This window comes from Paenibacillus protaetiae (assembly GCF_004135365.1).
GTDB lineage: Bacteria > Bacillota > Bacilli > Paenibacillales > Paenibacillaceae > Paenibacillus_AP > Paenibacillus_AP protaetiae.
On sequence record NZ_CP035492.1, the window covers coordinates 1,074,170 to 1,087,401 of the forward strand.

A 13,232-nucleotide genomic window follows, 5' to 3' on the forward strand; every position below is an offset into this window, starting at 1 on the left:
CATGAAAGATTACCGGTTACGATTAGACGGTGCATTGGACGAGCTGTGGGAGCCGCTGTGGCGCCGGCCGATTCGGCTGTTCCCGGAGGAGAAGGCGCTCCTGCGCAGCAAAACCATTCGCCGGCTGCAATTCGTCCGGCACGGCGGCGCTTCCTTTATCAACACGCACCACACTTACAGCAGGCTGCAGCATACGCTTGGCGTATTTGCGCTTGCCGCGCATTTTGACCCGGATAACCGGGTTTTGCGGGCTGCCGCTTTGCTGCACGACACGGGACACGCCCCGTTCAGCCATACCTTCGAATCGCTGGAAGGAGTGGATCATCATCTCTGGACGCGGGATGCGGTATTTGCAGAGGAGATCGCAGCCATATTGGACGGCGCCAAGCTCGACCCTGAACTTATCTTGGATTATATTGACGGGGCGCAGCGCAGCCTGCTTCGGAACAAGGACGGCGTATTGCATGCGGACCATCTCGATTCCTATGTGCGAAGCGCCTACAATGGCGGTTACTTGCCAGTTCCGGCCGGAGAGCTGCTGAGAGGGATGAGCTACCGGGACGGGCATCTGGATTTTGAGCTGCCAGCCGGCAGGATCGTAACCGGGCTTATTGAAGAAGAAGCGCGCATGCATGGGTCTCTCGCCAATATCGGCATAAATGCAATGATGAGAAAACTTGCGCGCCAGCTGTTTGCCGAAGGCAAAATTCATGCAGCCGAGCTGCCACAAATGCTGGATGCCCATATCGAGCAGCTGCTTCTTAGTGAAGACCGCACACGTGAAAACTATGAAATGCTGCTGTTGGAATCATGGCGCATTCGGGTATCGCGAGAGCAGCCGGATGTTGCCGCCGAGCAGGCTGTATTGCATAAGCTGTATTTGTCGATGCCGCTGGTTGACGGTATCTCAATAGCGGAGATTTCGCCCCAAATCCGGGCAATGCTTCAAGCACTTGAACAGATGCTGGGCGCTTATTATGTCTGGCTGGAAAAGCGGGAAGGGGCACTGATGCGCTCTGCCGAGATGTTGGGAGTGTAAAAGAAACCTACATAGGAAAGGCCGATTATACAACGGTGTATTGTAACAGAGAGCAGCTGTAGTAACTTGTTCAAAAAGGGGATGTAAAACTTATGCAAATCGTGCAGTTTTATAACGATCCTGTGATGTTTACAAAAGCAGAAAACCTCTATGCGACACAAAATAAGCGGCTGAAACAATTGCTGCCTGATGCTGACATTCAGCATGTAGGCAGCACAGCGATTCCCGGGTCGTTGACGAAGGGGGATTTGGACATTCAAGTGAGAGTTACCATGGAGCAATTTGAACAAGCAGTTCAATTGCTCTCAGCGCAATATGTCATTAACGAGGGCAGCTCGCAAAGTGAATTTTTTCGAGCTTTTAAGGACGATACAACAGATCCTCCCTTAGGCATTCAATTAACAGTAATGGGTTCGGAAGCTGATTTCTTTTATAAATTTCGCGAAGTGTTACTAATGAATGAGACATACAAAACGAAATATGATGAATTAAAAACCAAATATGAAGGACACAGCATGGAACGATATCGTGATGCCAAAAATGACTTTTTTGAGTGGTTAATGCAAACCCCAGAGTATAACAGCATTATTTAACCATCGTCCAAGTTCTCCCGGGTCGTAACGGCTGTCTTCCGGTAAAGGTTGCTCAGCGTTCCGTTATAGAGCTCCAGTAGTAAATTTGAACAGGAGTATTCCCTACGATCGATAACCAATTTTTATTTTTGAATGGCGGCAGTTACAAAAAAGGGCCATTAACGCCGGCACAATTTCAGCATCAAGCTTATTTGGCCGCCAGACTCCCAGACTCTGAGGCGAACCATTCATGAATGCATCTGTAAAGCTGCCCCTGCTTGATGATAGAATAGAAAAAGAGAAACGGTTTCTATCTATCCAAAATCTATCTAACCAAAAAAGCAGATCAAACAGAGAGAGGTGCTTGGATCATGTCAGGCGATCACCGTTTTATATCTCAAGCTGTTTTGAAAGCGATTGCGGACCGTGTGGTCCCGGAAGACGTTTGGCCATCAGCAACGCAAGCTGGCGTACTCGCTTACCTGGAGCGCCGCGCAGAAGAGGATCCCGCTTCTTGGGCAAAGCTTATCGAGCCTGGCCTTCAAGCGGCAGAGGCCGAGGCAGAAGCCCGTTACGTCCGTTCATTCGCGAAATTGTCGGCGCAAGAGATGGACCATCTGCTTTATGATGTGGAACAGGCTAAAGTAAAAGGATGGCCTGTTTCGCCAAAGCTGTTTTTTGACACGTTGGTCAGCTATGTCGTAGAAGGTTATTACGGCAAACCCGAAGCCGGCGGAAACCTCGGCGGCAAGTCATGGGAGATGATCGGCTTTCGGCCGGGACCGGTATCGGGAACCAAGACGCCAGTGGAAGAAGCGGATTTGCCGCAGCGATCGTTGGATCAGCTGCGGGACCGGTACGATGCGGTTGTTGTCGGAGCCGGAGCAGGCGGCTCTGTTGCTGCGGCTGTGCTGGCTGAAGCAGGATTAACCGTCCTTGTTATCGAACGGGGCAGCTGGCTGAACTATGGAGAGGTTGGCCGCGATCATTTGCGCAATCACCGGATCAGCAAATACGGGCATAATACCGGGCCGGCGCTGGAAGGCCATTCCCGGACGATTATATGGCCCGGTGGAGAAGAGCGGATCACTGCTCCGTTTGAAGGTGACTATCATAATAACGCCATGACGGTAGGGGGCGGTACGCGAGTTTACGGTGCGCAAGCATGGCGCTTTCATCCGGAAGATTTTCGGATGGCTTCCCGTTACGGCATCCCGGAAGGGAGCTCGCTTGCTGATTGGCCGATAACCTACGAGGACCTTGAGCCGTATTATGATCGCGCGGAATGGGAAGTTGGCGTCTCCGGGCGCGGCAGTGCCCACTCCGGGCGCGGCAAACGCGGGCGGAATTATCCGATGCCCGAATTTCCCAATACAACGGAAGTGGATGTATTGGCTAAAGCGGCAGCCAAGCTCGGATGGGAATCCGGACCGGTACCGCTGCTGATCAATACGATTGAGCGGGACGGCCGTCCGGCATGCGGGCGCTGCGGCGAATGTGTCGGATTTGCTTGCCCAACAAACAGCAAAAACGGCGGACATAATACGATGCTGGTGCGGGCGCTGGCAACAGGCCACTGCGATCTCATTTGCGACACACTCGTGGAGCGGATCGAAACGGAAGGCGGAAAACATGCGACAGGCGTAAGGCTTGTGCAGGAAAGAGCAGGAGTCATTCAGCGCCGCCATGTGCAGGCAGGACATGTCGTAGTCGCGGCCGGCGCAATCGAAAGCGCAAGGCTGCTGCTGAACTCGGCAAGCGACGCAGAGCCGTACGGCATCGGCAACCGGAACGGGCAAGTCGGAAGAAATCTTCAAGGCCATGTGTATTCCGGCGCTTACGGCATTTTTGATGAGCCGATTCAGGACGGTCTCGGGCCGGGGGTTCAAATTGCAACCTTCCGCTTTGAACATGACCACCGTTCCGGCGTCATTGGAGGAGGGCTGCTCGCCAATGAGTTTACGCGGCTGCCGCTTATCCATTGGTACCGTGCGTTGGCGCCGGACGCTCCGCGCTGGGGGATCGCCGGGAAAGAAACAATGCGTGAAACTTATTTGCGCACTAGCCAAATTCAAGGGCCGATACAAGAAATCCCAACCCCCGAGTCCAGAGTCCGGGTCTCAGCCAAAGTAAAAGACCGTTACGGCCTGCCTGTAGCCCAGCTTTCCGGAGGTGTTCATCCCGAATCGCTGCGATCATCCGCGTTTCTAGGCGAAAAGGCCGGAGAATGGCTGCATGCCGCCGGAGCGCGAAAAGTATGGATAACCCGTGCCGGCAGCGGATTAAGCGGCGGCCAGCATCAGGCGGGAACGCTGCGTATGGGCAACGATCCTTCGACGTCTGTCACCGACCCGACAGGCCGTGTGCATGGCTATGACAATCTATGGGTAAGCGACGGTTCCGTGCATGTAACCAATGGCGGAGTGAATCCGGTACTTACTATTTTGGCGCTTGCGTTCCGCACTGCCGAAAATTTGGTGAAGCAAAAATAAAAGCAATAAGCCGGCCGTCTCGTGCCGGTTTTTTTTATACGCCTAGACATAATTGTGATTTCGACATTTCAGCAGGAATATTGGCATATTTTAGCGAAGTATACACAGTTATACTCCCTGCCCAGGTTTGAATGGCAACAGGAGATTTTTAACTGATGGAGGTTAATTATGAATGTGCAGTTCATCTTGTTAAAGCCCAAACATTGGATTGGAGCCATGTTGCTGGCTTTGATCCTGCTGACTCCGGCATGGTTGAAAGCGAACGCCGATGCAGCGCCTGTAACGGTAGCAATCTCCGGACCTTCCCAGTCCATCTACGGTGAAGAGGTAGTTATTCAGGCAGAACTTTCGGATTCCTCTAACAGCTCGGGAAATCCGCCTGCCGGAAATGTAACGGTTTATGACGGCGATAATATCGCCGGAACGGGAACATTAGCAGCCAATTTGCCGCAATTGGTGTTCCGTTCCAGTCATGATGCACCAACGATACCCGATGCTAAATTAACCGTTGCGAGCGTTCCGACGATTGATTGGGACGGAATAACGTATTGGGCTTATTCTTATACTTCAAACTCATTTGACATGAAACTGGTTGCAACAGATTCCCATAATCAAGTAATTAAGACATGGGAACATATCGGCAATACGCGATACATAGATACAATATCCATTAATCCGCAGAATAGGACCATAACCTTTACCGGACAGTCCCAAAGCACACTCACGATGAATTGGTCGGAATTAAACCCCGTTGAAGCCAAAGCTCAAATTCCATTATCTTCGCTTGCTCCAGGCGTGCACCAGTTAACAGCCGTGTATAACGGGGATTCGTATCATTTGGCCTCCGCTTCCGATGAATGGACTGTAACCATCGCGCCTATTCAAACCGATTCCACACTCACTTATTCGCCGTCAGCTCCAACAAATAACGACGACATCACATTGACGGCCCAAATCGTTAATCCTTCCGGAAGCACGGTGCTGCCGACAGGCGGACAGGCAGTGTTTTGGGATGGAAGCGAGAAACTTGGAGAGGCAGCCGTAGTGAATGGCCGCGCAGCGCTTGTTACCAAACTGACAGAGGGCGAACATACGCTGCGGGCAGCCTACAATGCTGCGCCTGGAGATCCGTATCATACAGACAGTACTTCCATGGATACTCTTCTAACCGTCGTGAAGCATTATCACACGCCAACGGTTACGCCTGCACAGCAGGATACCCGATGCGGCAGCGGCTCCGCTGGCACGGCATTGCTGAATGACCCGAACAGCCGAATTCCGGTCGAAGGGGGAGTCATCGAACTGACTTCCAAGGAGGTAAGCTGCGGGCAAACGCCTACATTTTATGTTAATGGCGGATTGTCTTTTACACTGCCGGTTTCCGGTCTAGATATCGCTTCCCTTGCAAGTGAATTGGGGGTTGAGCCCGAGGATGTAACGATAAAGGTGACGATTCGAAAGTTGTCGGATGACGAGGCTGGACCGTTGTCTCGCGCTGTTGCAGCTGCAGGAGCGGTCCAATTAGCCGATGCTTATCAATTTCTAGTTGAGGCTGAAGCGGCTGGAACAACGATCCCCATCGAGCATTTCGGTCAAATGGCCGCCCGCACGATAGCGCTTGCCGATCCGGATGTGGACACTTCGCTTGCGACAGGGGTATTATTCAACCCGGCGGACGGGGAACTGCATTTTGTACCTACTACATTCCAGGACGCTGACGGCCAAAAAATCGCAACGCTGCAGCGGGATGGCGCTTCGATATATACCGTCATTCGCGGACAAGCAGCACAGTTCGCCGATATGGACAGGCATTGGGCCAGCGGGGATATCGCCTTGCTGTCAGCCAAACAAATCGTTCAAGGCGGGGACAAGCACCGTTTTGAACCGAACCGCAGCATTACGCGTGCAGAATTCGCCGCGCTTGTGATCCGTTCGTTAGGGATTTTGCCTGCCGATCAGCCGTCATCGGCATTCGCGGATGTGCAGCCTGCCGCCTGGTACGCGGGAACGGTAGCTGCGGCTGCGGAAGCCAATTTGATGCAAGGGGATGAGAAAGGAGATTTTCGTCCGAATGATCCGATTACCCGCAAGGAAATCGCGTCTATTCTCATTCGTGCATTAGCTTATACAGGCCGCGAAATTACATTGTCGGATGAAGAATCGGACGCAGTGCTGGCCAGATTTGCCGATACAGGGGAGCTGCTTTGGGCCAAGCCTGATTTTGCGGCGGCCGTGCAAGCCGGGCTTGTACACGGACGGACTGAAACGGAAATAGCCGGGAACGATCCGGCCAGCCGGGCGGAAGCAGCTGCGCTTATCGCACGCTACCTCGCTTACGCGCAGCTGATCAACCCGTATTAACCGCGTCAGGCATCATCAGCTCAACTGATGCAACAAAGCTGCGGAAATCCACGTTTGCATAAACAAGCAGAACAGTATTGACAATAAGGAGCGATAATGGATGGGGTCCCGAATGATGCATTACTGCATAACAAACGAAATAAACAAACAATTGTACGGTGGACGGGAAATCCGGATTCATCTGGGAGGATTAGCCCCTGACTTAACGCATCCGGCTTATGCGCCAAAGGCAGACGGGCAAATACGTTAGTTCACTTATACCATCTGAGCGTCTTAATCTATTGACGCTTTGGCAGGAATCAGAGTTGCATGGCTCGGGTATAGTTTAAAGCTATAGCAGGTGATATGTTTTATGTATTAGATAGAGCTATATTTAACGTGCTAAACTTTTAATGCAACCAAGATAGAGAGGGAGAGAGACATCATGATACCATTTCGGCACGATCATGTAGGCAGTTTTTTACGGCCTGCCCGTTTAACGGAGGCACGTGAACAATATAAATCAGGCAATCTCACCCACGAGCAATTAACAGCTGTGGAGAATGAAGAAATTATCCGCATCATCGAAAAACAAAAAGAAAACGGTGTGTTTGGCGTTACGGATGGCGAATTCCGGAGAAGCTGGTGGCATTTTGACTTTTTAGGCGGACTGGATGGCGTTCAGTATTATGAAAAAGAATCCGGGCTAAATTTCCACAAGATGGAAACTCGTAAAGAAGGCATCCGTATTACCGGCAAAATCGGTTTCACCAAACATCCGTTTATTGAACACTTTCGATTTTTGCATCAGCACGCAGGAGATGCAGTCGCTAAACAAACGATCCCAAGTCCAAACATGCTGATTTACCGTGCCGATCCCAACGATGCCATTTACCCGGACCGGGAAGCTTATTTGCAGGATACCATCGCGGCTTATCAGAAAGCGATCCAGGCTTTTTATGATGCAGGCTGCCGTTACTTGCAATTAGATGATACGGCGTGGGCCGATTTGTTCTCCGAGGAAGGCCACAACAAGCTGCGCGCCAAAGGTTTGGAGCCGGCAGAAGAACTTAAAGTGATGCAGCGCATGATTAATGAATCCATTGCGCATAAGCCGGCAGATTTAGTGATCACAATGCATATTTGCCGAGGCAATTACAAATCGAATTATTTTGCAAGCGGCGGTTATGATTACGCCTCAAAAGTGATTTTTGGCGGATTGGATGTCGACGGCTTGTTCCTGGAATTCGATGACGAGCGTTCGGGCAGCTTTGAGCCTTTAAAATATGTAAACCGCACTAATTTAAACATTGTATTAGGTTTAATTACGTCCAAATCAGGCGAATTGGAAAATAAAGAGGACGTTAAAGCTCGTATTGCGGAAGCAGCTGCCTATGTGCCTCTTGAACAATTATGTGTAAGCCCGCAATGCGGTTTTTCTTCTACAGAAGAAGGAAATATATTGACGGAAGAGCAGCAATGGCGCAAGCTTCGTTTGGTGAAAGAGATCGCTGACGAAGTTTGGGTGTCTTAACGGAAATGAAGAAACAACTGGCCGGGGGCCGGTTGTTTCTTTTTTTGGGAGATAAGCCGGTTATTACTGAACCAAGCTGCCAAGATTGTCAAACTCAGCATGAACGCGGTAGTTCACTTGCAGTTTCGGATAATAATCGGTACGCCAGTTGGCCAGCTTATGAAACGGGATTTCACTACGGAAATGGTTTCCGAACCCGATTGGATCACAGCCGCTCTGCAGCAGTTTGTTCGTAACCCGCTCGAGACGGCTTTGGAACAATTGTTCAAGTTCCTTTTTATATTCGCTTCTAGCTATCCCGGACCTCGATTCCGTAAGTGAAGCTTTCAGGAAAAGCTTGCCGGTTATAACCGGTCTGCCACCGGTCATGGAGCTGCTCCATTTCATGCGGGCGGAGCGAATCGTGGCGCTTCCGTTTTGAAGCACTTCGACGTCCGCCCCGTAATAACGATTGCTAACGACGTTTACAATCAGCGTCTCATCCACGTTCAGCTTTCCGACCATTGTCCCTTTGTTCAGCAGGGCGGACCCGTCAAAATCTAATACCGTTTCGCGGCCGGGCTTAATAATGGGAACCATAACATCCTGCGTATACGATCTCGTAGAAGCAAATACGTCGATCAGCCTTGTTTTTGCCGTTTTTGGCGTCCAGCCTGCTCGTTTGTTCGAAAATTTGTAGAAGGTCGTGACATCATGGGTAACAGCTTGTTTCGAGTTGTTTAATAGTTGTTCCATATCGCCGTTTGTTATCGCCAGCAATGCTTTCGGGGAAAAGTTTCTCGAACGGATCGTGTTCGCCAGTTCCTCCTTGATTCCTTCTTGTGCAAGATCCTGGCTGATCACGATCAGCTGCACGCTCAGCAAATCGATGTAATTCTCAACATTAATCCGAATATTGTTGACCGCTTCGCTTGCCGTATTGCCTTCGCTCGAAATGACTTTAACAGTCAGCTTTTTTTCCGCCGGAATTGGAATTTGCAGCGAGACGCTGTATGCTTTTTCCTTGCCTTTGGAAATGCCGATAATAAGCGGAATCGAACGATGATTAATGTCATGGTAATCCCAGCAGCCGCCGGTTATGAAGCTGCAGCATATGCAAATGGCGATGATGCAAACCCGTCTCGGAAGCCGATTACGCACGCGGTTTCTCTCCCGTCTTCGCCCGTTTGCGGTAGTAAACCCCGATAATGCCAAGCATGAGCAGCAGCGCGAAACGCAAGGGACCTCCCCAAACCATTAATATTTCAAGCGATTCCAGATTGGGAATTGCATATGCAACGGCAATCGCAAGCAAGGACACGCTTGCCGGGTTAGTCATTAATTTCGGAACAAAAGCGGATTGGACGGTAAGCTGCCTCGTCAGCCACAACAAGCTGCTAATATTAAGAAGCGTGCTGATCATAATGGCCAGGATGTAAAACAAGGATATTCCGTCGAAAAAAAACCAATCGACCCGAACCGAATCCAGCAGCAGCAATGAAGGGAAACGAAGATCCTTCACAACTTCTTGGCCAAAAACGCTCACCGGCAAATACACATTCAGCAAAAACAGCAGCAGCGAAAATCCCCACGCGCCCCAAATCCAATATTTGGATACAGAGGAATGAGGCCCGACAAAAGCAATCAGGCTGAATACGTTAGATAGAATAAAAAACACGGGCATTAATTTAGGCTTGGTCATAAATTCCATTGATGGCTGTATAGGGAAAATCATATCAGGATTGACATACTTCAACACAGCTATGAATGCCAACAGCACCAGCGGCAGCATCAGGCATCCGATGACCAGCGACAGACGCAGCAGTGAATCTTTGCCGGCATAAGCAACGGTCAGCGCAGTACACAACAATAGCGCTAACATAAAGCCTATTGGCGTATTCGGCAAATATAACACGCTCAAAACTTGAGAATGCCCTCTGATAATAATCCCAATCGTCAGCAGGTTGCTGAGCAATAACGGCCAAACCAAACCTAACCGCAGCCATTTTCCCGATGCATTTAATTTGCTGAGCAAATCCGACTTATCCGCCTTAAAACCTCCAATCAGCAGCCGAAGCATGATGCCTTGAATGAGCCAGCCCAACATAACGAAAAGCCACTGGCCGGATGGCTGAGACTGTATAATACATTGCGTATAAACGAATATGAACAGCCCGTATTGCAACACAAGAAAGAAGGCCGCCGCACTGATTCCGCGTCTCATTGATCATTCACTCCTTCCTCATATCGGGTGTGAGCGGAACCATCGGCTTCCGCATCAGAGAAGCAGAGCTAATGAGCGAAAGCAGGAGATAAAACCCGCACACGATGCCAAGCGGTCCAAATAATGCGGCAAGGAACAACATGATATAACGCCATAACCGGATCACAAGCGCAAAATGATAGCCGATGATCGTGAAATTAGCAATTGTGGAAGCAGCTAATATAATGATCAGCAGATTGCTGACCAAGTTCGCCGAAACAACAGCTTGTCCGAGTATGATGCCGCCAACCATCGTCATGGCAGGCCCTATGCTTTTGGGCAGCCGGATAAGCGCTTCGAACAGCATCTCAATTATAAATAGAAGCAGGAGCGCTTCCGTTAAAGATGGATACGGCACGCCAACCCTGCTTAACGCAATGGAATAGATCAGTTCTACTTTCATTACGTCCGGATTGACGGATACGAGCGCTACATAAGCCGCAGGCGCCGTGATCGCGACCAGCACGCCGAGAATTCGGAATACGATGATCATAAACGCAATAGAAGGAGGCTGTTCCCGGTCCGTATCCGAAATAAACAGATCCGGCAGCTCTACGGGCAGCACGATAGCTTCCGGATATCCTTCAATCATTAACACGACACGGCCTTTCTTCAGAAAAAAAGCAATCTCGTGCGGCGATTCGGTTTTTACATACGGCGGGATGGGATTCCATATCGGCCGCTTGCACAGCCAGCGCGTCAGCTGCTGAAGCGATGTAAACGGAAGGTGCGCATGTTGGGTTAGCGCCTTCACAATAGGAGCGGCGAATTCCGGATCTGCCGCATTCGCCATGGAGAGAACTACGATTCGTCTTTTTTCATCCAGACCGATATCGACACAAGTTTGCTGTAAACCCGCAGAACGGAGTTCGTTTCGGAGCAGTCCGAGATTTGTCGCCAAATCCTCAATAAAACCGGTTTGGGAAGAGATCAGGATATTCTGATTGTTGGGCGTGCCTACCGGACGCTGCAGTTTTTGTTTCTCCGAAGTGACCCATGCCGCTCCGGTTCCATCCGTCTTCACGATTAAGGTCCGGCCTTTCAGCAGCCCCTGAACCAGATTGCCATGCGCTTGTTCCGCTCCAAGCTTAAGAAGCAGCTCCGGCCAAAGGTCAACAAGCCCTCCTGCAGCAGTTTCCGACATCCGCTGAGCTGTAGCCGCGATGTCTACCAGACTGCTTAATGCTATTAATTCCAGTTGAATCCCGCATAATTGAAGAGGCTGAATATGAAAGTCCAGAGCATGGCCAAGCTGCTCTACAATATGCTGGCGCTGCGACTTGTTTGAAGTTTCAATCATTTTCCATCACCTGCCTGTTAGGATAAACAGTTCATTCCATTAATATGTAAACGGGGCACAAGTCCCGATGAATGCATCGTTTCGTAACCCTTTCCAATGCCAATGGCGGATTTATGGCTTATTTTGCTATAATAAGTTCGTTGTCTATTTATCGCTTTAACAGGGAGGATACGAATATGAACAAACGTCCGCTCGGAAGGACGGGTTTACAAGTGAGCGAAGTCAGCTTCGGAACATGGGCGATTGGCGGCTCGTGGGGCAGACAGAAGATGCAGAATCGCTTCGCGCATTGGATAAGGCTATGGATGAAGGCGTTAACTTTTTCGATACAGCCGACGTTTACGGCGACGGCAAAAGCGAGCGGCTGCTCGCGCGCGCAACGAAAGGCAAGGAAGACAGCATACATATCGCGACCAAGTTTTGCCGGCAGGGAGATATCTTCGATCCGCAAACGTATTCGGAGCAGCGCATCCGCCAGTGGTGCGAAGACAGCTTGAAGCGGCTGGAGCGCGAAACGATCGACTTGTATCAAATTCATTGCGCGCCGTTTGAAATTTTAAAGCAGGGCGCCGTGTTCGAAGTGCTGGACAAGCTGCAGCAGGAAGGAAAAATCCGTGCTTACGGCGTCAGTGTAGAGACGGTGGACGAAGGGCTGTTCTGCCTGGAGCAGTCCGGTGTTCAAGCGCTCCAAATTATATTCAACATCTTCCGGCAAAAGCCGATCGCAGAGCTTCTCCCGCGTGCGAATGAACGCGGTGTCGGGCTGCTCGTCCGGCTGCCGCTGGCGAGCGGCCTTCTGACCGGCAAATTTACGGCAGACGCTTCTTTTGATCCGGAAGATCACCGCAGCTTCAATCGCGACGGCGCAGCCTTTAACGTAGGCGAAACGTTCGCCGGGCTGCCGTTCGCCAAAGGCGTTGAGCTGGCATCCCAGCTGGGCTGGATTGCAGAAGGCCGCGGCAATATGACGCGCGCTGCGCTGCGCTGGCTGCTGGACTTCAAAGAAATTACATGCGTCATTCCAGGCTTCAGAAACGTCCGCCAGGTCGAGGACAATCTCGGCGTATTGGATGCTAAGCCATTCAGCGCGGAAGAGCATGAGCGCCTGCGCAAGTTTTATGAAGAACAGGTTCACGAACATATCCGCGGCGCTTATTAAGCAGCAAGATTGATAACAACAAGCTTTCAAACCGTTATCCAGCATAACGGTTTGAAAGCTTTTTTTTGCACGGGTAAAGGCTAATCGTACTTTTTCCGATCCAAGGATTGGCAGGCGGCATTGACTTCATGCCTTGTCGTAACGTATGCTCTAAAAAGACACCAAAAGGAGTCTAATCCATAGACTCCGCTGCTACATGAGATAAGCTGGGAGAGGTTGCTAGGTGAACGAAAATCAATCGTCGCGCGACGTATTTGACGCGATTGCAGACCCGACCAGGCGCCGGCTGATTCGTCTTTTGGCAGAGGCGGAAGAGCTGCCTCTACATGAACTAACTGCCAAGTTTCAAATGGGGCGTACAGCGGTCTCCAAACATTTGACCGTTCTAAGAGAAGCCGGGCTGGTTCTCGACCGTAAAGTCGGCAGAGAAACCCGGTTCAGATTAAATGCAGCTCCGCTAAGAGAAATTCAGGATTGGGTTACGTACTACAACAAGTTCTGGCATTCCAACCTGACGCGGTTGAACCAGCTGTTAGAAGAGGAAGATAAGTAGA

General features: G+C 50.6%; 9 protein-coding genes and 1 pseudogene. 7 read left to right on the plus strand and 3 right to left on the minus strand.

Features of this window, described 5'->3' with window-relative positions:
- The first annotated feature begins 1 nt into the window (after position 1).
- From ET464_RS04765 to ET464_RS04785, 5 genes are all read left to right on the plus strand, one after another.
- Positions 2 to 1,039, plus strand: coding sequence for an HD domain-containing protein (locus ET464_RS04765; RefSeq protein WP_165279898.1), 1,038 nt, complete (start codon positions 2 to 4; stop codon positions 1,037 to 1,039).
- A 92-nt stretch (positions 1,040 to 1,131) separates the two neighbouring features.
- A complete protein-coding gene (locus tag ET464_RS04770; protein ID WP_129438699.1) occupies positions 1,132 to 1,632 on the plus strand; it encodes a GrpB family protein in 501 nt (166 codons plus the stop codon).
- 350 nt (positions 1,633 to 1,982) lie between these two features.
- The gene (locus ET464_RS04775; RefSeq protein WP_129438701.1) at positions 1,983 to 4,103 is read left to right on the plus strand and encodes a GMC family oxidoreductase; all 2,121 of its coding nucleotides are present in this window, start codon (positions 1,983 to 1,985) and stop codon (positions 4,101 to 4,103) included.
- A gap of 168 nt (positions 4,104 to 4,271) precedes the next feature.
- A complete protein-coding gene (locus ET464_RS04780; protein ID WP_129438703.1) occupies positions 4,272 to 6,464 on the plus strand; it encodes an S-layer homology domain-containing protein in 2,193 nt (730 codons plus the stop codon).
- A gap of 424 nt (positions 6,465 to 6,888) precedes the next feature.
- Positions 6,889 to 7,977 (plus strand): 5-methyltetrahydropteroyltriglutamate--homocysteine S-methyltransferase, encoded by a 1,089-nt coding sequence (locus ET464_RS04785; RefSeq protein ID WP_129438705.1) that lies wholly within the window; start codon positions 6,889 to 6,891, stop codon positions 7,975 to 7,977.
- Between the two features lie 63 nt (positions 7,978 to 8,040).
- Here the strand turns inward: ET464_RS04785 and ET464_RS04790 are convergent, their stop codons facing one another.
- The 3 genes from ET464_RS04790 to ET464_RS04800 are packed head-to-tail and all read right to left on the minus strand — an operon-like array spanning position 8,041 to position 11,519.
- Positions 8,041 to 9,117, minus strand: coding sequence for a Ger(x)C family spore germination protein (locus ET464_RS04790; RefSeq protein ID WP_165279899.1), 1,077 nt, complete (start codon positions 9,115 to 9,117; stop codon positions 8,041 to 8,043).
- On the minus strand, positions 9,110 to 10,180 hold the full coding sequence (locus tag ET464_RS04795) for a GerAB/ArcD/ProY family transporter (protein ID WP_129438709.1): 1,071 nt from the start codon (positions 10,178 to 10,180) through the stop codon (positions 9,110 to 9,112). The genes ET464_RS04790 and ET464_RS04795 overlap by 8 nt, the downstream gene beginning before the upstream one ends.
- Positions 10,181 to 10,187: 7 nt before the next feature.
- Positions 10,188 to 11,519: a spore germination protein gene (locus tag ET464_RS04800; RefSeq protein WP_129438711.1), complete on the minus strand. Its 1,332-nt coding sequence runs from the start codon at positions 11,517 to 11,519 to the stop codon at positions 10,188 to 10,190.
- 176 nt (positions 11,520 to 11,695) lie between these two features.
- On the opposite strand from ET464_RS04800, the pseudogene ET464_RS04805 reads away from it, so the two are divergent.
- Together ET464_RS04805 and ET464_RS04810 are read left to right on the plus strand one after the other, a co-directional pair.
- A pseudogene (locus ET464_RS04805) lies at positions 11,696 to 12,678 on the plus strand (aldo/keto reductase).
- Between the two features lie 223 nt (positions 12,679 to 12,901).
- Positions 12,902 to 13,231, plus strand: coding sequence for an ArsR/SmtB family transcription factor (locus ET464_RS04810; protein WP_129438713.1), 330 nt, complete (start codon positions 12,902 to 12,904; stop codon positions 13,229 to 13,231).
- Position 13,232 lies beyond the last annotated feature (1 nt).

What these genes read in the sequence shown, in the direction of transcription:
- ET464_RS04765 (WP_165279898.1), top strand. Translation starts at nt 2, where the DNA reads ATGAAAGATTACCGGTTACGATTAGACGGTGCATTGGACGAGCTGTGG.
- ET464_RS04770 (WP_129438699.1), top strand. Translation starts at nt 1,132, where the DNA reads ATGCAAATCGTGCAGTTTTATAACGATCCTGTGATGTTTACAAAAGCA.
- ET464_RS04775 (WP_129438701.1), top strand. Translation starts at nt 1,983, where the DNA reads ATGTCAGGCGATCACCGTTTTATATCTCAAGCTGTTTTGAAAGCGATT.
- ET464_RS04780 (WP_129438703.1), top strand. Translation starts at nt 4,272, where the DNA reads ATGAATGTGCAGTTCATCTTGTTAAAGCCCAAACATTGGATTGGAGCC.
- ET464_RS04785 (WP_129438705.1), top strand. Translation starts at nt 6,889, where the DNA reads ATGATACCATTTCGGCACGATCATGTAGGCAGTTTTTTACGGCCTGCC.
- ET464_RS04795 (WP_129438709.1), bottom strand. Translation starts at nt 10,180, where the DNA reads ATGAGACGCGGAATCAGTGCGGCGGCCTTCTTTCTTGTGTTGCAATAC.
- ET464_RS04800 (WP_129438711.1), bottom strand. Translation starts at nt 11,519, where the DNA reads ATGATTGAAACTTCAAACAAGTCGCAGCGCCAGCATATTGTAGAGCAG.